Source organism: Deinococcus sedimenti, from assembly GCF_014648135.1.
Classification (GTDB): Bacteria; Deinococcota; Deinococci; order Deinococcales; family Deinococcaceae; genus Deinococcus; species Deinococcus sedimenti.
In genome coordinates, this window is sequence record NZ_BMQN01000001.1 from 897,493 (window position 1) to 915,658 (window position 18,166).

The window sequence follows — 18,166 nt, forward strand, 5'->3', positions numbered from 1 at the left end:
AAGGGCACCCGGGTGCGGTTGCCGTGCCGTCAGTAGAAGTCGATCTGGGTGGTTCCCTCGCTGCCGGGCACCAGATGGTACGTGTTCAGGGTGCCGCCGCCGGGGGCCGGTTGACTGCCCTGCAGGAGCCACTGTCCGGCGGGAAGGCGCCCGGCGAGTTCCGGGAGGGTGCGGGGATCGGCAGGATGGTGGTCGCGGGTGCAGTGCAGGATGAGGGTCGTGGGACCGGCGTGCGCCACCTCGCAGACGGCGGTCACGGTGATCCGCAGCGGCACGGCCACCTGGCTGGAGACGGCCGTGGCCGCCGATGTGGACAGGGCAAGCAGACAGAGGACGCGGTGCATGTGAGGGACCTCCTGACGTGCGGCCCGGGGTGGGCGTCGCCGTGAGTCAACGGTACGAGTGGGCGCAGCACGGACTTCTTGCTGGCTGATCCCTCAAGGTGGTGGGGAGTCAAATGGTCGTTTCACCAAGTATTCACGGGGGGGGTGCAAGATCAGGGTATGAACAGGGGAATGACGTGCGGCCTGATGGCCATCCCGACACTGCTGGGAGCGGCAGCCGCCCTCCCGTACCGCGCGGCCGAGGGAACGGCCACGTTCACCCACAGCGTGCGGTTCATTCCAGTCCGCGGCACGATCGCGGGTGTGACCGCCAGCGTGGACCTCGACCCGGCGAACCTGGCGGCCACCACCGGCGCCGTGACGGTCCCCGTCGTGAATCTCAAGACCGGCATCGGACTGCGGGACACGCATGCCAAGAGCGATGTGGCGCTGAATGCCGCGAAGTTCCCCAACGCGACCTTCAAGCTGGAGAAGCTGACGGGCGGCAAACTGGTCGAGGGTCAGACGCTGAGCACCACGGCGTCCGGCACCCTGACGGTGAAGGGCAAGTCGAAGGCGATCACGGCGCCAGTCAAGGCCACCCTGCAGGGTGGGAAGGTGAACGTCAGCACGCAGTTCAAGTTCAATCCGCTGGACTTCGATGTGCGTTACCCGGGCAGTAGCGACTCGGTGACGGTGGATGTGGCGTTTGTCCTGAACGGGAGCTAACGCGCGGAAAAGTCCGTGCTGGTGGGGCGGCGCTGGCCGCCTCGTGTTTTTGGACCCGGTACACGAAACGCTTGGTGTACAGGTGACACGAACCGCCAGTCGTGAGGCCCGCGTTACACTGCGACATGCGAGGTCACCCGCCCCAGCACAGGGGGCGGCCCTCACGACTGGAGGCACAGCATGAAAGTAGGGATTAACGGCTTCGGCCGCATCGGCCGTCTGGTGTTCCGCAACCTCGTCGAACGTGGCGTGGATGTCGTCGCCATCAACGACCTCACCGACAACAAGACGCTCGCCACCCTTCTGAAATACGACAGCACCGCCGGCAAGTTCGACGGCACCGTCGAGTACGACGACTCTTCCCTCACCGTGAACGGCAAGAAGATCCACGCGCTCGCCGAACGCGACCCCGCCGCCATCAAGTGGGGCGAGATGGGCGTGGACATCGTCATCGAATCCACCGGCATCTTCACCACCCGCGAGGGCGCCGGCAAGCACATCGAGGGCGGCGCGAAGAAGGTCATCATCACCGCGCCCGCCAAGAACGAGGACATCAGCATCGTCCTGGGCGTCAACGAGCAGGACTACGACCCCGCCAAGCACCACATCATCAGCAACGCCAGCTGCACCACCAACAGCCTCGGCGCGCCCATGAAACTCCTCGATGAAGCCTTCGGCATCGAGAAGGCCATCATGACCACCGTCCACAGCTACACCAACGACCAGCGCGTCCTGGATCTGCCCCACAGTGACCTGCGCCGCGCCCGCGCCGCCGCCGTGAACATTATCCCCACCAGCACCGGCGCCGCGAAGGCCGTGTCCCAGGTGTACCCCGCGCTGAAGGGCAAGTTCGACGGCACCAGTCTGCGCGTGCCCACCCCGGTCGGCAGCATCAGCGACGTGGTCGTCATCCTGGGCCGCGACGTGACCGCCGAGGAAGTCAACGACGTGTTCCGCAAGGCCGCCGAGGGCAGCCACAAGGGCATCATCAGCTACACGGAAGACCCCATCGTGCTGCAGGACATCGTCGGCGACCCGCACAGCGCGATCATCGACGGCGGCCTGACCATGGCCATGGGCAGCCTCGTGAAGTTCTTCAGCTGGTACGACAACGAGTGGGGCTACAGCAACCGCATCGCCGACCTGACCCAGCTGGTCCAGCAGAAAGGCTGATCGCCCACCCCTGATGGTTGATAGAGCGGTGGCCCGTCCATCCTCTATCAACCATCACCTTTTTCCCCGGAGAGACGACATGCAGAACCTCAGTCAGCTGGATGTGCAGGGCAAACGCGTGCTGGTGCGCGTGGATTACAACGTTCCCGTCAAGGACGGCGTGGTGCAGGACGACACGCGCGTCACCGCCAGCCTCCCCACCATCAGCGCCCTGCTGGAAGCGGGCGCGCGTAACGTGATCCTGATGAGCCACTTCGGCCGCCCGAAGAACGGCCCCGAGGAGAAATACAGCCTGAAGCCGGTCGCGCCCGTGCTGGAGAAGGTGCTGGGCCGCGATGTCACGTTCATCGCCGGGACCGCGGACAGTGACGAGACCCTGGCCGCCGTGCAGGCGCTGCCCCAGGGCGCGGTGGCGCTGCTGGAGAACGTGCGCTTCAGCGTGGGCGAGGAGAAGAACGACGCCGGGCTGAACGGCAAGCTGGCCCGCCTGGGCGACGCGTTCGTGCTGGACGCCTTCGGCAGCGCCCACCGCGCGCACTCGTCAGTCAGTGGCGTGGCGGCGCAGCTGCCCCACGCGGCGGGCACCCTGCTGCAGACCGAGGTCGACGCCCTGGGCAAGCTCCTTGACGGCGCCGAGCGGCCATACGTGGTGATCATCGGCGGCGCGAAGGTCAGCGACAAGATCAAGGTCATCGAGAACCTGCTGCCCCGCGTGGACAAACTCCTGATCGGCGGCGGCATGGCGTACACGTTCATCAAGTCGCAGGGCGGGAAGATCGGGGACAGCATCCACGAGGACGATCAGCTGGACCTCGCGGCGCGACTGCTGCGCGAGTACGGCAACAAGATCATGCTGCCCGTGGACGTGATCGCCGCAGACGCCTTCAGCGCCGACGCGAACACCCAGGTGGTCGCCAGCAACGCCATTCCTGACAGCTGGCAGGGCCTCGACGCGGGCCCAGAGACGGTCAAGCTGTACAGCGAGGCCCTGAAGGGCGCGAAGACGGTGTTCTGGAACGGTCCGCTGGGCGTGTTCGAGTTCGCGCAGTTCGCGGGCGGCACGAACGCCGTCGCGGCCGCCGTGGGCAGCCTGAAGAACCAGGCGTACACCGTCGTGGGCGGCGGGGACTCCGTCAGCGCGATCAACAAGAGCGGCAAGGCCGACCAGATCGACCACATCAGCACCGGCGGGGGCGCCAGCCTGGAACTGCTGGAAGGCAAGGCCCTGCCCGGCGTCGAGGCGATGAAGTAAATCCGCACCGGGGAGGCCGCCGCGCCTCCCTGCTCACCTGCGGCGCGTCACCGCACGTGCCCGTGACATGCTGGGAGCCGACATGACCACCACCGACGTCCAGCAACGCGATCACACCGCCCTGACCGAGGAGTTCGCGCGGGCGCTCGTGGCGCACCTGAACCGCATGCGGGCCGAGTCCCACCCGGACGACCCGCCCACGGACCCGGCGAACGTGTGGGGGCAGATGCAGCACCTGCCGCCCATCCTGGAACTGGACTTCTGGACGGTGGAGGACGGCGGGACGATCGTCGCGCACGCGCGCACGCAGGCGTTCACAGTCGGGCAGAACCAGCATCTGGCCGAATTGGAGCTCATGGTCTCCCCTGCCGCACGCGGGCGCGGGCTGGGCCGGACGCTGCTGGGCCACGCGGCGCGCTCCATGCAGGCGCGCGGGCGGACGTTGCTGCTCACGCAGACGAACGACCGCGTGCCTGCCGGGGAGGTGTTCGCTCGCCGCGCCGGGTTCCAGCCGGGCCTGAGCAACCACGTGAACCGCCTGCTCCTGACGGACATCCCGGACGGCCTGCTGGACGCGTGGACGACCCGCCCGGACGACGGGTACACGCTGGACGTCTGGACGGACGGCGTGCCGGAAGCCGACCTGGACGCGTACGCGGAGCTGCTGAACGTCATGAACAGCGCCCCGCGCGACGACCTGGACGTCGAGGACCACCGGACCACCCCCGAGGAGGTCCGCTCGATGGAGACCCTGACCCGTGCCGGGGGCCGAGTGGCGGTCGTGGCGGTCGTCCGCGCGCCCGACGGGACGCTGGCGGGCCTGACGGACGTGTCGTGGCGGCCCGCTCAACCCGGCATCGTCAGTCAGGGGAACACCGGGGTCCTCCCGGCACACCGTGGACACCAGCTGGGCCGATGGCTGAAGGCCGCGAACGTCCGCGAGGTCCTGCGCCTGAACCCGCATGCCACCGAGATCCGCACGCAGAACGCGGACAGCAACGGCCCCATGCTGAAGATCAACACCGACCTGGGCTTCCGCCCGTTCATGGCGTCCACCGTGTGGCAGGGCGCCGTGGCGGACGTGCGGTCAGGACTTGAAAGGAACTGACATGAAGAATCTGCTGGCACTGAACTGGAAGATGAACAAGACCCCCACCGAGGCCCGCGCCTGGGCGCAGGAACTCGGCGAGAAACTCGAAGCCGGTCAGGCGGAACTGGCCGTCATGGCCCCCGCGATCACCCTGAGTGCGCTGGCCGCGAACCTCCCCACCGGCGTGGGCTTCGGCGGGCAGGACGTGTCCGCGCACGAGTCCGGCGCGTACACCGGCGAGATCAGCGCCGCGATGCTCAAAGACGTCGGCGCGACGTACGCCGTCGTGGGCCACAGCGAACGCCGCGACTACCACGGCGAGACGGACGCCGTCGTGGCCGCGAAGGCCCGTCAGGCCCAGGCGAACGGCCTGACGCCCATCGTATGCGTCGGCGAGAAGCTCGACGTGCGCGAGGCGGGCGAGCACGTGCCGTTCACGCTGGCGCAGCTGGCGGGCAGCCTGGAGGGCGTGGGCACCGACGTGGTCGTCGCGTACGAACCCGTCTGGGCGATCGGCACCGGCAAGACCGCCACCGCCGAGGACGCCGAGGAACTCGCCGCCGCGATCCGCGGAGCACTTCAGGAGCGGTACGGTGACGCGGCGGCGGGCATCCGCGTGCTGTACGGCGGGAGCGTGAAGCCGGACAACATTGCCAGCATCTGCGCGAAACCGAACGTGAACGGCGCCCTGGTGGGCGGCGCGAGCCTGAAGGTCGCGGACGTGCTGGGCATGAACGACGCCCTGAAGTAAACGGTGGAGATGGCCCACACTACCGGTGGGCCATTCAGCGGTAAGCGCAAGTGAATTGATTCACGATTTTGACAGCGCGTGAAATTTTTGTTTCCTGACTGCTCATCAACAATTTTTAGCCGTTCGGAGGAACCACCAGAACCCGGTCGATCCTGGGACCGTCCAGATCCAGGACTTCCAGTTCCCAGCCGTCGTACAGCGCCCGCGCACCCACGCTGGGGAACTCGCCCAGCACCTCCAGCACGTACCCGGCCAGCGTGCTGAAATCCTCCCGTGGCAGCGCGGGCAGCGGCAGGTGCATCCGCAGGTCGTGCATGGGCATGCCGCCATCCACCAGGAAACTCCCGTCATCCCGCAGCACCAGCAGGTCCGCGTCCTCCGGGCTGTTCACGCCCGCCAGCTCCGTCAGGAGGTCGGTGGTGGTCAGCAGGCCCGTGAACACGCCGTACTCGTCCACGACAATCGCCAGCCGCTGCCCGGCCTCCCCGGCCAGGCGGGTCAGGACGTCCTCCGCCCATGCGGTCTCCGGCACGAACATCACCGGCTGCAGGTACTCGTGCAGCGAGCCGCCCTCGTGCACGGCGCGCAGGATGTCGGCCACGGCTACCTGCCCGGTCACGTCACCGGTCTCGTCCGTGACGGGGTACCGGTCGTGCGGGTGAGCCAGCACGCAGGCGACCAGATCCGGCAGGGGCAGGTCCGCGCGCAGGGTCACGGCGTCCGTGCGGGGCGTCATGAGATCCCGGGCGCGGCGGTCATTGAAGCGCAGCACGTGATCAATCCGTTCCCGTTCCCCCGCTTCCAGGCTGCCGCTCTCGGACGCCTGGAGCACGAGCGCCTTGACGTCCTCCTCGGTGATCTGCTCCTGCACCTCGCCCCGCATGCCCAGCAGGCGCAGCAGACCGCGCGTGGTGGCCTCCAGCACCCACACGAACGGCTTCGTGAACCGCGCCAGTCCAGAGAAGAACGGCGCGACCCGCATGGCCAGCGCCTCGGGGTTGCGCAGCGCGATGTTCTTCGGGGCGAGTTCACCCAGCACCAGCGACAGGAACGTCACGATGAGCACCACGCCGACCGACGCGGCGCTGCCCGCCAGCTCACCCAGCAGCGGTCTCAGCGCGGCCTCCAGGTACCGGGTGAGGCTCCCACCGGCGAACACGGCACTGACCGTCCCGATCAGCGTGATGCCGATCTGCACGGTCGCCAGGAATGCGCCCGGGTTCTCCGAGAGTTCCACTGCGCGGCGAGCGCCCCGGTGACCGGCGTTCGCCTGCGCCTGCAGGCGGGACCGCCGCGCGGACACCACGCCCAGTTCGGAACCGGAGAAGAAGCCGTTGATGATCAGCAGACCCACGAGAATGCCGAATTCCAGAAGCGGTTGACCCACACCAGGGAGTGTAGTGGTTTCCGCTGGGGCGTGCCGCCGTGCGCGCGGGGGTCGCCGCTGCCTATACTGTCCCGCGATGAGCGTTCATTCCAGCATTCACGACCTCGCGCAGCACGTGGGTCAGACCGTCACCGTTCACGCCTGGCTGCAGGACAAGAGCGGCAAGGGCAAGATCCAGTTCCTGAAACTCCGCGACGGCAGCGGCTTCGTGCAGGCCACCGTCTTCAAGACCGACGTGTCCGAGGAGGTGTTCGAGCAGGCCAAACGCCTCACGCAGGAGCAGGCGATCACCGTGACCGGCGAGGTCCGCGCCGACGAGCGCGCCCCGGGTGGTGTGGAACTCAGCCTGCGGGACCTGACCGTGATCAGCGAGAACCACGGCGAGTACCCCATCACGCCCAAGGAGCACGGCATCGAGTTCCTGATGGACCACCGTCACGTGTGGCTGCGCCACCGCCGCCCCTGGGCAATCATGCGCGTGCGGGACAGCGTGCAGCGCGCCGTCGTGGACTTCTTCCACGGTGAGGGATTCATCCGTTTCGACGCGCCGTTCTTCACCCCGAACGCCGCCGAGGGCACCACCGAACTGTTCGAGATCGACCTGTTCGGCGAGGACAAGGCGTACCTGTCCCAGACGGGTCAGCTGCACGCCGAGGCGGGCGCGTTCGCGTTCGGCAAGGTGTACGCCTTCGGCCCGACCTTCCGCGCCGAGAAGAGCAAGACGCGCCGTCACCTGCTGGAATTCTGGATGATCGAACCCGAGGTGGTGCCCAGCAACCACACCGAGAACATGGCGCTGCAGGAGCGCTTCGTGAGCTTCCTGGTGCGCCGCGTGCTGGAGGAATGCCAGGAGGAACTGAAGATCCTCGGGCGCGACCAGAGCAAACTCGCGGGCGCGGCCGAAGGCAACTACCCGCGCGTGACGTACACCGATGCGCTGGACATCATCCGCCAGCACATTGAGAGCCGCGACCTGCCCGCCAACGTGCAGGAGGACGTGCAGCCCGTCGAGTGGGGCGACGACCTGGGCGCCCCGCACGAGACGATCCTCGGGCATCACTTCGACCGTCCCGTGATCATCGAGCGGTACCCGGCGGCCATCAAGGCGTTCTACATGCAGCCCGACCCGCAGGATCCCCGCGTGGCCCTGTGCGACGACATGATCGCGCCCGAAGGGTACGGCGAGATCATCGGCGGCAGCGAACGCATCCACGACTACGACCTGCTGAAGTCCCGCATTGAGCACGAGGGCCTGCCGCTGGAGGCCTTCGAGTGGTACCTGGACCTGCGCAAGACGGGCAGCATGCCGCACGCGGGCTTCGGCATGGGCCTGGAACGCGTGATCGCGTGGATCACGGGCATCGACCACATCCGCGAGGCGATTCCGTTCCCGCGTATGCTGACCCGCATGCGCCCCTGAGCGACCAACGAGAAGCGCGCCCCATCCAGTGGGGCGCGCTTCATTTGCAGTTCGAGGGGGGGTTACTTCGCGGCGGCGTAGCGGCGCGCGACCTCGTCCCAGTTCACGACGTTCCAGAACGCCTTCAGGTAGTCCGGGCGCTTGTTCTGGTAGTTCAGGTAGTACGCGTGCTCCCACACGTCCACGCCCAGGAGCGGGGTGCCGCTGACGCCCGCGACCGCCTCGCCCATCAGGGGGTTGTCCTGGTTGGCGGTGCTCACGACGGCCAGCGCGCCGTCCTTCACGACCAGCCACGCCCAGCCGCTGCCGAAGCGGGTCTTGGCGGCGTCTTCGAACTTCTCCTTGAACGCGTCGAAGGACCCGAAGGCCGCGTTGATGGCGTCGGCCAGTTCGCCGCTGGGCTGACCGCTGCCCTGGGGGCCCATGACCTGCCAGAACAGGCTGTGGTTGGCGTGTCCACCGGCGTTGTTGCGCAGCGCGGTCTTCTTGTCGGCGGGCACCTGAGCGAGGTTCTGGATCAGGTCCTCGACGGGCATGCTGGCGAACTCGGTCCCTTCAAGGGCCTTGTTCGCGTTGTCCACGTACGTCTGGTGGTGCTTGGTGTGGTGGATCTCCATGGTGCGCGCGTCGATGTGGGGTTCGAGGGCGTCGTAGGCGTAGGGCAGCGTGGGCAGTTCGTAGGCCATGGTGATGCTCCTTTCAGGCCGGGCGGGACTGTGCGGCACCTCGCCGCACCCCGACACCGGAGTTCCGGCACGTATCTTACGCGCGGTGCGCGATTTGTGAAGAGCGCGCGTGACTTTAACCGGCGTTCATCTGACCGGCCCAGCCTGCACCTGGACCCTACCTGACGCGGCCACACCGGACTGGACAGACCGAAATCGCGCGGGCTGAGCGCAGAAAAGACCTCTCCACTGATCCCGGTTTTGTGGCGTTCAGGCGCGAACTGCTCTAGCATGGACGGCAATGCGTTCTCCGTTGCCCCGCGCCGTCCTGCACCGCCTGGAAACTGGAAGGCTCGTGGTGCTCAGCGTGCTGCTGGGTGCACTGGTCGGCGGGCTGTGCATCGTCCTGCGGCTCAGCCTGGACGTGCTGATCGGCCTTGCCGTTCACCTCACCGATTACGCCTCGCCTGGCACGACCGGGGAGGGCGGCCTGATGATGGCCTTCGGCACGGCCGCTCCCTGGGGACTGCTGGCTCTGCCCTTCGTGGCCGCCGCGTACGCCGCGCTGATTCCGGACGGTGTGGGCGACCCCTTCACGCAGCTGGTGCGGGGCTACCACCAGCGCGGGCAGTGGCCCGCCCTGCCGACGCAGGTGCGGACCCTGGCCGCCACCCTGATCGGGCACGCCTCCGGGCTTCTGGTCGGGCGGGACGCGCCCTTCACGATGGCGGGCATGATCGGCGCCCGCCTGATGCAGCGGGTCACGCGCCTGGACGCCGTGGAATTCCGGACCCTGACGCTGGCCGGAGCGGCCGCCGGGCTGGGCACAGTGCTGCACGCTCCCCTGGCGGCCGCCGTGCTGATCGCCGAGCTGCTGTACCGCCGCTTCGAATTCGAGTTCGAGGTCGTCATGCCCTGCCTCCTGGCGGCCGTGGCGGGCACCGCCGTGTACGGACTGGCGTTCGGGTTCACGCCGCTCATGGCCTTCCCTGACGTGCAGGTACCGGCAGCGGCGCAACTTCCGGCCTTTCTGGTGGTGGCCCTGGGCGCCACCCTGCTGGGGTGGCTGGCCCTGCTGAGCTGCTCGGCCCTCCCGGGCACCGCCCTGCGCGGCTGGCGCCGCCCGGCCTTCGCGGCGGGAGTCGGCCTGCTCACGGCAGTCGTGGCGGCGCGCCTGACCCCCACCGTCCTGGGGGACGGCTCGGGCTGGCTGCAACTCGGGGCGGGAGGGTTCCTTGGGTCCGATGCCGGTGGGCAGGCGGCGTGGCGCTGGGTGATTCTGGCGTTCGGTCTGCACGTGGCGCTGGGCGGCGGCGTGCTGCCGTCTGTTGGCATCGGTGGCCTGCTGGGCATTGGTCTGGCGAGCGTGCTGGGCGTGGACCCGGCGGTGGCGGCGATGGTGGGGGCCGCGTCGTTCCTCACCGTGACCCTGAACGTGCCGCTGGCCGCGACCCTCCTGACGGTCACGTGGGGCGGAGAAGCGCTGCTGCCTGTCACGCTGGCCGCGAGTGGCCTGGCGCACCTGCTCAGTGGCACGCGGGGTCTGCTGGACAGTCAGGTGCAGGGGCGGCGCGAGAGTGGCGTGCATTCCGGCACGCCCGCGTGGCTGCCGGACACCGTGAGGTACATTCCGCGCCGCACGCCCGACCTGCCGGCCGTGCCATACGACGCCGCCGCTCCGGTGACCCCGCAGGAGACCGAGGTGCTGCCGCCCCCGTCCAGTGACCGGGAGCTGTACCGGAGGGTGGTACCGGCCAGCTGGACCGGCGCGCGGCTGGGCATGGTGACGTTGCCGCCCGGGGTGGAGGTGGTCGGTGTGGTCCGCGACGGTTCGGTGCGGCTGCCCCGCGCGGACCTGCGCCTGACCCGGTCCGACGAACTGGTGTTCCTGGCTCGCCCCGAGGCGTACACGGCGTTGGAGGGCGTCCTGCGGCTGCCCGGCGCATAATGAGTTCATTCCATGAAGCGCCTTGTTCCGTTCCCGCGCCGCTCTACCGGTGACCTGCCGGTGCCGCTGCGGTGGTCCGTGCGCCTGCTGGTCTGTGGCCTGCTGGCCACGCTGCTCAGCGCCTGCCTGCCGCCCCCCGTCGGGCCGTCGCTCACCCACCTGACGGTGGTGTCCGGTGAGGACTGGACGCCGCAGGATCTGCTGGAGCGCTCTGAACTGCCGGGCGACCGGCTGCTGCCGCTGGCGGAGGCGCTGGACCGCGCTCCGGTGGGCAGTCTGATGATCGCCTGCGAGTACGCCGCGGCCCTCTGGGGGCCGTGCCGTCACCTGACGCGGAAGATCAGCGCGGACCGGGTCGTGGAGGAACCCGGCTGGTTCGGTCGGGGGGCCACGCAGCTGCCCCTGACCAGCCTGCTGCGCCGCGACCTTGTCCTGGTGGTGGATACCGGGGTCCGCGACGTTCATCTTCGCGCCGTCATGCGGGAAGTGGAACGGCTGGGAGACGCCCCGTACCTGCTGAACGGTACGGTTGACGCGTTCGACTGCGGCACGTACCAGAACGCGCTGCAACGCGCGGCGGGCCTGCCGGACGCCGTGCCCATTGACGCCCGGTGGGGGGCCTACCTGCCGTCCGGCGTGCTGCGAATTCCGACCAACCGGCTTCTGCTGGCGGGCGCGTCAGCACAACTGCTGAAGCAGAGTGCCAGGAAGGGTCCTGGAACCGCGATTCACTGATCCCCCCACGCCCTTCGGGTCCCGCTGCCACTGCACCGGAGAACCCGCTGACCGAGTTTTTACGGGACGTTCGCGTTGCCCTCATTCAGTGCGGGAAGCCGCAATCTGGCGCACAGGTCCGTGCGACCCTCCACCCATGACTCAACAGTCCAACGAAGGCGTGCAGGAACTCTCGAAGCTCATCCACGGCGTGAAATTCGCCATGCTGACGGTGCAGAATGCCGATGGTCACCTCCACGCCCATCCCATGACGACCCAGGAAGTCGAGTTCGATGGGGACATCTGGTTCATTGGTGGCAAGGACACGGCCCAGGTGGCGGCCATGCGCCAGCATCCGCAGGTGAACGTCAGCTATTCCCGGCCGGACAAGGGCGTCTACGTGAGCGTGAACGGCACGGCAGAACTGGTGGAGGATCGCGAGAAGCTGGATGCACTGTGGAGCGACATGTACAAGGCGTACTTCCCGGAGGGCAAGGAAGACCCCAACATCCAGCTGATCCGGATCAGCGCGAACGGCGCCGAGTACTGGGAAGGCGAAGGCAAGGTCCGCAGCCTCATCGAGATCGCCAGGGGCATGATCAAGGGCGAAGAAGCACACCCCGGCAAGAACGAGACCGTCAACCTCTGAAAACAACCCGCCTGACGTGAAGCGGGGAGCGACCTCTGAGTGTCGCTCCCCGCTTCAACTTCTGCATTCACAGCACAATTCAGCCCGAAATATACGGTCGATCTCCCGGAACTGAGCCGGGTTAACAGCAACGGATGAACGCAGAGTTGAAGAGCGTGGTGGCGACCCTTCAACGCAACTGAGCACCGCTGTCAGACTTACTTGACTTCCTTGAGAACCGCCTGCGTGAGGTCCACGGCGGTGTTCGCATGGACGATCAGGTTGGTGTCGTTGGCGACGTTCGCGTCGATCACGATGCTGTACCCGTTGGTCTTGGCGACCTTTGCGACTGCGCTGTTGACCTTGGTGGCCAGTGGCTTGAAGGCGGTCTCGATCTGCTTGATATACGAGTCACGGGTCTTGGCGTAGTCCTGCTGCGCCTTGGTCAGCGCAGCCTTGTCCGCGGCGCTGCCCCTGGACGCCTTCGCAGCCAGTGACTGGATGGAGGTCTGGCGGGCTTTCAGGTCTGCGTTCGATTTGGCCGTCAGGTCCGTGTAGGTCTTGCTGCCGGACATGCTCTTGATGACGTTCTGAACGTTGACGACACCCACCCGATTCTTGCTCTGCTGAGCGTGCGGGACGGTGGCGAGGAGCGCCAGGGGCGCGAGGATCAGGAATCGGTTCATCGGAACCTCCTTACAAGACGCGGCGCCGGCTGTCCTGCGGTGCAGGAGTGCAGCCAGCGCCGGGAGGGATTACTTGATGTTCTTGACGACGGCGCTTGTCAGGTCGGTGCTGTCGTCAGCGTAGATGACGAGCCCGCTCCTTGCAGCGACGTTCATATCCATGACGATGCCGTAGCCGTTGCTCTTGGCGACGGCGCTGACCGCCTTGTCCACAGCCTGCTCGATTTCTGTGACTTTGGGGTCAATCTGCTTGTCGTAGTCCGCTGCTTTCGCCTGAATGGTCTTGATCAGCGCTTCGCGGGTCTGCTTCTCGGCAGCGCTGGCGTTGGTGCCCTTGGCATCGATCGCCTTGATCTGCTTGTCGATCGCGCCGAGTTCGGCGTCCGCTTTGGCCTTGATGTCGTTGATGGCCTTGGCGTTGGAGTGCGCCGCGAGCAGTTTGCTGATGTCCACGAACGCCACCTTCTGGGCGGTGGTCTGCGCGTGGGGCGCGACCATGCCGAGGCCGAACGCAGTGGCGAGGGCCACGGGGGCCATGAGTTTTGCACTGATCTTCATGTCCGGCAACGTAGCACGGCGCATTCTGAGCCGAATGAAGGCCACCTGACGCGGTTCACATGCCGCTGCCATCCTCCGGGGCGGGACGTTCTGGCCGCCCCCGTGCGCCTGGGCTGGGTACACTGCGGGCATGCTCGTTCGCGACTGGATGACCCGCAACCCGGTGACCGTCACCCCTGACACGCCCGTGATGGACGCCCTGAAGATCCTCAAGGAGGGGGGCTTCCGCCGCCTGCCGGTGCTGGACGCCCAGGGCCGACTGGTGGGCATCACGACCCGTAAGGACCTGAAGGACGCCATGCCCAGCAAGGCCACGACCCTCAGCGTGTGGGAACTGAACTACCTGCTGAGCAAACTGACGGTGGACGAGATGATGGCCCGCCCCGTCATCACTGCCGCCGAGGGCGAGTACATGGAGGACGCCGCGCTGCGCATGCAGGAGCACCATGTGGGGGGCCTGCCGGTCCTGAACGACGCGGGGCAGCTGAGCGGGATCATCACGACCATGGACGTCCTGCGGGCCTTCACGGGCATCCTGGGCATGCGCGAGGGCGGGCAGCGACTGACGCTGGACATGCCGGACGTACCCGGCAGCCTCGAGCGGGCGACGGGGGCGATCCTGCCGAGCAACATCATCAGCGTGGCGACGTTCGGCGGGGAGAACGGCCGCCGCCGCTTCGTGATGCGCGTCAGCGGGGACGGCGTACGTGACGTGCGCGACCGGGTCCGCGCGGCGGGCATCGACGTGCTGGACTGAATGCACAGCAGTGGGAGGCCCGGTGTTCGATGCACCGGGCCTCCCCTGTTGGCCTGTTCCGGCATTCGCCGTTACAGCAGGCTGATCGCGTACTCGCCCATCACGCGCGGGATGTTCACGCCGGTGGTCGCCACGGAGTTCTTGAATTCCATGGTGTGGTTGATCTCGATGATCTTCAGGCCACCCCACTCGTTCTGCGCGGCGGGGTCCTCGACGAGGTCGATGGCGACGATCTGCCCGTGCACGGCAGCGGCGGCCTTCTGGGCCAGATCGGCGATCTCGGGCGTGACGGGGCAGTTGCTGGCTTTCGCGCCGCGCGCGGTGTTCGTGATCCAGTGTTCGCTGGTGCGGTAGATCGCGCCGATGCACACGCCGCCCACCACGAACGCGCGGATGTCCCGGCCGGGCTTGTTGATGAGTTCCTGCACGTAGAAGATCCCGTGCTGCGGGCCGCCCAGGACTTCCTTGTGCTCGATGACGGCCTCGGCGGCGGCGCGGTCGTTCAGGCGGCTGACCATGCGGCCCCACGAGCCCACGGTGGGTTTCAGGACGACCGGGTAGCCCATCTCCTCGATGAGGGTCAGGGCGGTGTCGCCGTCGAAGGCCACGCCGGTGCGGGGCGTGGGGAGCCCGTGGGCGTGCAGCGCGGCGTTCGTGGCGAGCTTGTCGCCACACAGTTCGATGACGTGCGCGGGGTTGATGACCTTCACCCCGAAGCCCTCCAGCGCACGGGTCACGCCGTGGCCGCGGCTCTGGCTGACGCAGCGTTCGATGGCGACCTTCCAGGGCACACCCGCGCGGCCCTGCTCGTCGAAGGTGACCTTCAGCTGGGGGGTGTAGACCTTGTCGTAGGGAACGCCGAGGTCGTCGAGGGCCTCGAAGAGCATCTTCTCGTCGGGGCGGATGCGGTCGTACAGGACGGCGAGGTCGGCCATGCTGGTCTCCTGGGGAAAAGCGGGCGGGCGGTCAGACCCGGGCAGCACTGTGCCGTGACGCCTGACCGCCCGCTGTGTCCGCTTTACTCGCCCCAGTCCTCCGCTTCCTGCGGGGCGGCTTCGAGGCGGGGGGGGTCGATGGAGACGACCTCGTATTCCACGCCGGTCTCGTCGTCGATGACGAGTTCGCCCAGTTCGGGGTTGGTCAGTTCGATGGTCGCGCCGGTATCGGGATTTTCAAATTGAACGGTAGCCATAATCACTCCTTGCGTTTGATAGGCTAAACGATATCGGGCTTATCGTTTGTTATTGTCTAGGGGACTTACCCTTCCTCGTCCGCCAGTTCCAGCTCGAACTTCGCGCGGCAGTGCGGACAGGTCATCAGGGCCACCTCCACGCCGTCCTGCGCGCGGGTCATCGGGGCCGCCTGCAGCATCTCCGCCGTCACCTCGAACTCCTCGTCGCAGTTCGGGCAGGTCGTCATCGCGCCCAGCAGCTCCAGCTCGAAGTCTTCGCCGCCGTCGTTGCGGGTCACCTCCATTTCCGAATGACAGGAGGAACACACGATCACGTCCCCCACCTGAAGCTCCGCGCGGTCCTGATCGGTCAGTTCCAGCACCTCGGCACAGATGGGGCAATCAATCTCAAGAGTCGCCATGAACCCAGTTTAGGCGGGCTCGCCCGGAAAACGCCCGTGCTTCTTGAAGAACGCCAGGATGCTCCCCTCGGCCAGCGCCTCACGCAGGAACTCCGGCGGCGGCGGCAACTGCACCGTCCCGCCCGCGTACGTCAGGACGCCCGTGGGCACGTCCAGGGACACCTCCGCACCGTCCTCCAGCAGCCCGGTCAGGTCGTACTCGAACGCCGGAATGCCCAGGTTCAGGAGGTTGCGGTAGTGAATCCGCGCGAAACTCGGCGCGACGATCCCGCCCACCTGCAACTTCTTCAACGCCTGCGGAGCGTACTCGCGACTGCTGCCCAGCCCCCAGTTACGCCCCCCGATCAGCACGTCACCGGGCCGCACCTCCGCAGCGAACTCCGGGCGGATGTAATGGAACGCGAACGTCTGAAACACGTCCTCGCCCGCCATGAACGGCGCGAACTTGCCCGGCAGGATGTCGTCGGTGTTCACGCTGTCGCCAAATTTCCAGATTCTCGGCATATTTCTCCTCCTACTGCACATCAATCAGCTCAAATAAGACCGTTTTTCTCAAGATAGCCGTAAAGATTCGGGAATGGAGAAAAGGGTATTGCCTGCTTTTGGTTATAAATCTTCAGCGTTTTAAGGTAACTTAATATTTGGACATCAGAAGAGATATTGTATAGCCTATATTCAAAGTGCTCATTGTGTCTTATAAGTCCGTCATTGATATATCTCACCGTCAAGTCTACAGTTGAAAGAAGTGCGTCGATTGAAGATTCAAGGTCAACCCTGGAGATTTCTATATCCCTAATCTCCCAGTATCCATGCCTTCCTTCTAGAAGGGGCTTCTCAAAAAAGCTAATCATGTCATGCTCAAAATAGTAGTACGCTCGAGATACTTTTTCATCCAAAAAATATAGATCATACAGCTGCTTATAGTATTGCATTTGTCGATCTTTACTCAATTCAGAGATTTGCTTAGTCTGATTATCATTAGTTATAATTGTTAGCAGAAGAGCCAGTGAGGCAAACAGGCTGCTCAAAATACCAAAGCTATCGCCCATTGTCCCCATTTCCGAGATATTCGTTCTATCCAAGTCTGTAGCGAATACGAGGAATAAGAATTCGAAAATCCATAAGGTAATAATAATGAAACTTACTATTCGAGGGAAGCTTATTTTACGAGGAAGGTTTGACATATGAGTTACATCTTAATGTCCTCGGGCAGCGCGACGCGGCCCATGACGGCGGTCGCGGCGGCCACGGCGGGCGACGCGAGGTAGATGCGGGCGTCCTTGTCGCCCATCCGCCCGATGAAGTTGCGGTTGCTGGTGCTGACGCAGACCTCGCCGGGCGCGAGGACGCCCTGGTGGCGGCCCATGCACGGCCCGCAGCCGGGGGTGCCCAGCACGGCTCCGGCGCGTTGCAGGGTCAGGAGGGTCCCGTCGGCCATGGCGTCCTCCATGACCTGACTGCTGGCCGGAATCACGAGGAGGCGGGTGCCGGGGGCGACGCGCCGCCCGCGCAGGACGTCGGCGGCGGCGTGCAGGTCCTCGATGCGGCCGTTGGTGCAGGTGCCGATGAACACCTGATCCACGTGCACGTCGCGGAGGTCCTCGCGCAGCTGGGCGACGTCGAACACGTTGTCCACCTCGCTGGGGGCGCTCATGCGGGGATTCAGGGCGCCCAGGTCGATCTCTATGCTCTGCACGTACGTGGCGCCCCCGTCCGGGTAGACCCATTCGGGGATGTCGTAGCCGTACGCGGTGAGGATCTCGCCGCCTGGGACGACCAGTCCGGCCTTCGCACCGGCCTCGACGCAGAGGTTGGCGAGGGTCATGCGTTCGCCACGCGTGAAGCGGTCCCCGGCATGCATCTCGATGCTCTGGTACGTGGCGCCGTCCGCGCCGAGGCGGCGGATCATCTCCAGCGCGACGTCCTTGGCGGTCACGCCGGGCCGCAGGTCGCCCGTGAAGGTGACTTTCACGCTGTCGGGGACTTTCAGCCACGTCTTGCCGCTGGCGGCGGCCAGGGCGATGTCGGTGGCGCCCATGCCGCTGCCGAACGCGGCGACCGCGCCGTACGTGGTGCTGTGGCTGTCGCTGCCCAGCACGATCCAGCCGGGGCGGGCCAGGCCCTCCTCCATCAGCACCTGATGGCAGATGCCGCGCCCCACGTCGAAGAGACGCACGCCGGTCTGCGCGGCGTACTCGCGCGCTTCCTTCTGCGCCTGCGCGACGCTGACGGTGCTGGCGGGGGCGACGTGGTCGATCACGATGCTGACCCGTTCGGGGTATTTCGGAACGGCGCCGAGGTCCTGTTCCATCCGCTGGATGAAGCTCTGGGCGATGGAGTCCACGACCATGACCTGATCGACCTCGACGACCGCGAGGTCACCGGCGTACACGACCTGCGTGCCGCGCCGGGAGAGGATCTTTTCCGCCATGGTCTGCGGGCGGGGGGTGGAGTTCGTCATGCGGCCCATCATGCCGCATCCGCGCAGGTGC

21 protein-coding genes are annotated in these 18,166 nt (G+C 66.4%); 10 read left to right on the forward strand and 11 right to left on the reverse strand.

The window, feature by feature from the left end; genetic code table 11:
* Positions 1-29: 29 nt before the first annotated feature.
* Positions 30-344: a hypothetical protein gene (locus tag IEY69_RS04435; protein ID WP_189071891.1), complete on the reverse strand. Its 315-nt coding sequence runs from the start codon at positions 342-344 to the stop codon at positions 30-32.
* A gap of 159 nt (positions 345-503) precedes the next feature.
* Between IEY69_RS04435 and IEY69_RS04440 the strand changes: the two genes are divergently transcribed.
* The 5 genes from IEY69_RS04440 (at position 504) to tpiA (ending at position 5,318) form a co-directional block, all read left to right on the forward strand.
* The gene (locus tag IEY69_RS04440; RefSeq protein ID WP_229783627.1) at positions 504-1,052 is read left to right on the forward strand and encodes a YceI family protein; all 549 of its coding nucleotides are present in this window, start codon (positions 504-506) and stop codon (positions 1,050-1,052) included.
* Positions 1,053-1,232: 180 nt separating this feature from the next.
* Entirely contained in the window at positions 1,233-2,225 is a 993-nt protein-coding gene (gene gap / locus IEY69_RS04445) for a type I glyceraldehyde-3-phosphate dehydrogenase (RefSeq protein ID WP_189071892.1), read from the forward strand.
* 79 nt (positions 2,226-2,304) lie between these two features.
* Positions 2,305-3,477, forward strand: coding sequence for a phosphoglycerate kinase (locus IEY69_RS04450; protein ID WP_189071893.1), 1,173 nt, complete (start codon positions 2,305-2,307; stop codon positions 3,475-3,477).
* An 82-nt stretch (positions 3,478-3,559) separates the two neighbouring features.
* The gene (locus IEY69_RS04455; protein ID WP_189071894.1) at positions 3,560-4,585 is read left to right on the forward strand and encodes a GNAT family N-acetyltransferase; all 1,026 of its coding nucleotides are present in this window, start codon (positions 3,560-3,562) and stop codon (positions 4,583-4,585) included.
* A gap of 1 nt (position 4,586) precedes the next feature.
* Positions 4,587-5,318: a triose-phosphate isomerase gene (gene tpiA, locus IEY69_RS04460; protein ID WP_189071895.1), complete on the forward strand. Its 732-nt coding sequence runs from the start codon at positions 4,587-4,589 to the stop codon at positions 5,316-5,318.
* A gap of 115 nt (positions 5,319-5,433) precedes the next feature.
* On the opposite strand, the gene IEY69_RS04465 is transcribed toward tpiA, so the two are convergent.
* On the reverse strand, positions 5,434-6,705 hold the full coding sequence (locus IEY69_RS04465) for a hemolysin family protein (protein ID WP_189071896.1): 1,272 nt from the start codon (positions 6,703-6,705) through the stop codon (positions 5,434-5,436).
* A gap of 76 nt (positions 6,706-6,781) precedes the next feature.
* On the opposite strand from IEY69_RS04465, the gene asnS reads away from it, so the two are divergent.
* Positions 6,782-8,125, forward strand: a complete 1,344-nt coding sequence (gene asnS, locus IEY69_RS04470; RefSeq protein WP_189071897.1) for an asparagine--tRNA ligase — start codon at positions 6,782-6,784, stop codon at positions 8,123-8,125.
* Positions 8,126-8,187: 62 nt separating this feature from the next.
* Here the strand turns inward: asnS and sodA are convergent, their stop codons facing one another.
* On the reverse strand, positions 8,188-8,811 hold the full coding sequence (gene sodA / locus IEY69_RS04475) for a superoxide dismutase [Mn] (protein ID WP_189071898.1): 624 nt from the start codon (positions 8,809-8,811) through the stop codon (positions 8,188-8,190).
* A gap of 280 nt (positions 8,812-9,091) precedes the next feature.
* On the opposite strand from sodA, the gene IEY69_RS04480 reads away from it, so the two are divergent.
* The 3 genes from IEY69_RS04480 to IEY69_RS04490 all read left to right on the forward strand — a co-directional run bounded on the left by IEY69_RS04480 (position 9,092) and on the right by IEY69_RS04490 (position 12,101).
* Positions 9,092-10,738 (forward strand): chloride channel protein, encoded by a 1,647-nt coding sequence (locus tag IEY69_RS04480; protein ID WP_189071899.1) that lies wholly within the window; start codon positions 9,092-9,094, stop codon positions 10,736-10,738.
* 12 nt (positions 10,739-10,750) lie between these two features.
* Positions 10,751-11,473, forward strand: coding sequence for a hypothetical protein (locus tag IEY69_RS04485; RefSeq protein WP_189071900.1), 723 nt, complete (start codon positions 10,751-10,753; stop codon positions 11,471-11,473).
* A gap of 136 nt (positions 11,474-11,609) precedes the next feature.
* Positions 11,610-12,101: a pyridoxamine 5'-phosphate oxidase family protein gene (locus IEY69_RS04490; protein ID WP_189071901.1), complete on the forward strand. Its 492-nt coding sequence runs from the start codon at positions 11,610-11,612 to the stop codon at positions 12,099-12,101.
* A gap of 197 nt (positions 12,102-12,298) precedes the next feature.
* Here IEY69_RS04490 and IEY69_RS04495 read toward each other — a convergent pair whose 3' ends face one another.
* Both IEY69_RS04495 and IEY69_RS04500 read right to left on the reverse strand, forming a co-directional pair.
* Positions 12,299-12,766 carry an OmpH family outer membrane protein gene (locus tag IEY69_RS04495; protein WP_189071902.1) on the reverse strand — a complete coding sequence of 156 codons (468 nt, stop codon included), beginning with the start codon at positions 12,764-12,766 and terminating at the stop codon, positions 12,299-12,301.
* Positions 12,767-12,835: 69 nt separating this feature from the next.
* Positions 12,836-13,324: an OmpH/Skp family outer membrane protein gene (locus IEY69_RS04500; protein ID WP_189071903.1), complete on the reverse strand. Its 489-nt coding sequence runs from the start codon at positions 13,322-13,324 to the stop codon at positions 12,836-12,838.
* Positions 13,325-13,454: 130 nt separating this feature from the next.
* Here IEY69_RS04500 and IEY69_RS04505 point away from each other — a divergent pair, with 130 nt between their 5' ends.
* Positions 13,455-14,081: a CBS and ACT domain-containing protein gene (locus IEY69_RS04505; protein ID WP_189071904.1), complete on the forward strand. Its 627-nt coding sequence runs from the start codon at positions 13,455-13,457 to the stop codon at positions 14,079-14,081.
* A gap of 71 nt (positions 14,082-14,152) precedes the next feature.
* Here IEY69_RS04505 and lysX read toward each other — a convergent pair whose 3' ends face one another.
* The 6 genes from lysX to IEY69_RS04535 form a co-directional block, all read right to left on the reverse strand.
* Positions 14,153-15,016 (reverse strand): lysine biosynthesis protein LysX, encoded by an 864-nt coding sequence (gene lysX, locus IEY69_RS04510; RefSeq protein ID WP_189071905.1) that lies wholly within the window; start codon positions 15,014-15,016, stop codon positions 14,153-14,155.
* Between the two features lie 83 nt (positions 15,017-15,099).
* Positions 15,100-15,273 (reverse strand): lysine biosynthesis protein LysW, encoded by a 174-nt coding sequence (gene lysW / locus IEY69_RS04515; protein ID WP_058976663.1) that lies wholly within the window; start codon positions 15,271-15,273, stop codon positions 15,100-15,102.
* Between the two features lie 65 nt (positions 15,274-15,338).
* Positions 15,339-15,674 (reverse strand): hypothetical protein, encoded by a 336-nt coding sequence (locus IEY69_RS04520; protein ID WP_188844902.1) that lies wholly within the window; start codon positions 15,672-15,674, stop codon positions 15,339-15,341.
* A 9-nt stretch (positions 15,675-15,683) separates the two neighbouring features.
* Positions 15,684-16,178: a LeuD/DmdB family oxidoreductase small subunit gene (locus IEY69_RS04525; protein WP_189071906.1), complete on the reverse strand. Its 495-nt coding sequence runs from the start codon at positions 16,176-16,178 to the stop codon at positions 15,684-15,686.
* Positions 16,179-16,207: 29 nt separating this feature from the next.
* The gene (locus tag IEY69_RS04530; RefSeq protein ID WP_189071907.1) at positions 16,208-16,756 is read right to left on the reverse strand and encodes a hypothetical protein; all 549 of its coding nucleotides are present in this window, start codon (positions 16,754-16,756) and stop codon (positions 16,208-16,210) included.
* A gap of 107 nt (positions 16,757-16,863) precedes the next feature.
* Positions 16,864-18,144 carry a 3-isopropylmalate dehydratase large subunit gene (locus tag IEY69_RS04535; RefSeq protein ID WP_373290999.1) on the reverse strand — a complete coding sequence of 427 codons (1,281 nt, stop codon included), beginning with the start codon at positions 18,142-18,144 and terminating at the stop codon, positions 16,864-16,866.
* Positions 18,145-18,166 lie beyond the last annotated feature (22 nt).

What these genes read in the sequence shown, in the direction of transcription:
- lysX (WP_189071905.1), bottom strand. Translation starts at nt 15,016, where the DNA reads ATGGCCGACCTCGCCGTCCTGTACGACCGCATCCGCCCCGACGAGAAG.
- tpiA (WP_189071895.1), top strand. Translation starts at nt 4,587, where the DNA reads ATGAAGAATCTGCTGGCACTGAACTGGAAGATGAACAAGACCCCCACC.
- IEY69_RS04535 (WP_373290999.1), bottom strand. Translation starts at nt 18,144, where the DNA reads ATGGGCCGCATGACGAACTCCACCCCCCGCCCGCAGACCATGGCGGAA.
- IEY69_RS04455 (WP_189071894.1), top strand. Translation starts at nt 3,560, where the DNA reads ATGACCACCACCGACGTCCAGCAACGCGATCACACCGCCCTGACCGAG.
- IEY69_RS04435 (WP_189071891.1), bottom strand. Translation starts at nt 344, where the DNA reads ATGCACCGCGTCCTCTGTCTGCTTGCCCTGTCCACATCGGCGGCCACG.
- IEY69_RS04485 (WP_189071900.1), top strand. Translation starts at nt 10,751, where the DNA reads ATGAAGCGCCTTGTTCCGTTCCCGCGCCGCTCTACCGGTGACCTGCCG.
- IEY69_RS04450 (WP_189071893.1), top strand. Translation starts at nt 2,305, where the DNA reads ATGCAGAACCTCAGTCAGCTGGATGTGCAGGGCAAACGCGTGCTGGTG.
- IEY69_RS04525 (WP_189071906.1), bottom strand. Translation starts at nt 16,178, where the DNA reads ATGCCGAGAATCTGGAAATTTGGCGACAGCGTGAACACCGACGACATC.
- IEY69_RS04505 (WP_189071904.1), top strand. Translation starts at nt 13,455, where the DNA reads ATGCTCGTTCGCGACTGGATGACCCGCAACCCGGTGACCGTCACCCCT.
- asnS (WP_189071897.1), top strand. Translation starts at nt 6,782, where the DNA reads ATGAGCGTTCATTCCAGCATTCACGACCTCGCGCAGCACGTGGGTCAG.
- IEY69_RS04440 (WP_229783627.1), top strand. Translation starts at nt 504, where the DNA reads ATGAACAGGGGAATGACGTGCGGCCTGATGGCCATCCCGACACTGCTG.
- sodA (WP_189071898.1), bottom strand. Translation starts at nt 8,811, where the DNA reads ATGGCCTACGAACTGCCCACGCTGCCCTACGCCTACGACGCCCTCGAA.
- gap (WP_189071892.1), top strand. Translation starts at nt 1,233, where the DNA reads ATGAAAGTAGGGATTAACGGCTTCGGCCGCATCGGCCGTCTGGTGTTC.
- IEY69_RS04520 (WP_188844902.1), bottom strand. Translation starts at nt 15,674, where the DNA reads ATGGCGACTCTTGAGATTGATTGCCCCATCTGTGCCGAGGTGCTGGAA.
- IEY69_RS04495 (WP_189071902.1), bottom strand. Translation starts at nt 12,766, where the DNA reads ATGAACCGATTCCTGATCCTCGCGCCCCTGGCGCTCCTCGCCACCGTC.
- IEY69_RS04490 (WP_189071901.1), top strand. Translation starts at nt 11,610, where the DNA reads ATGACTCAACAGTCCAACGAAGGCGTGCAGGAACTCTCGAAGCTCATC.
- IEY69_RS04500 (WP_189071903.1), bottom strand. Translation starts at nt 13,324, where the DNA reads ATGAAGATCAGTGCAAAACTCATGGCCCCCGTGGCCCTCGCCACTGCG.
- IEY69_RS04480 (WP_189071899.1), top strand. Translation starts at nt 9,092, where the DNA reads ATGCGTTCTCCGTTGCCCCGCGCCGTCCTGCACCGCCTGGAAACTGGA.
- lysW (WP_058976663.1), bottom strand. Translation starts at nt 15,273, where the DNA reads ATGGCTACCGTTCAATTTGAAAATCCCGATACCGGCGCGACCATCGAA.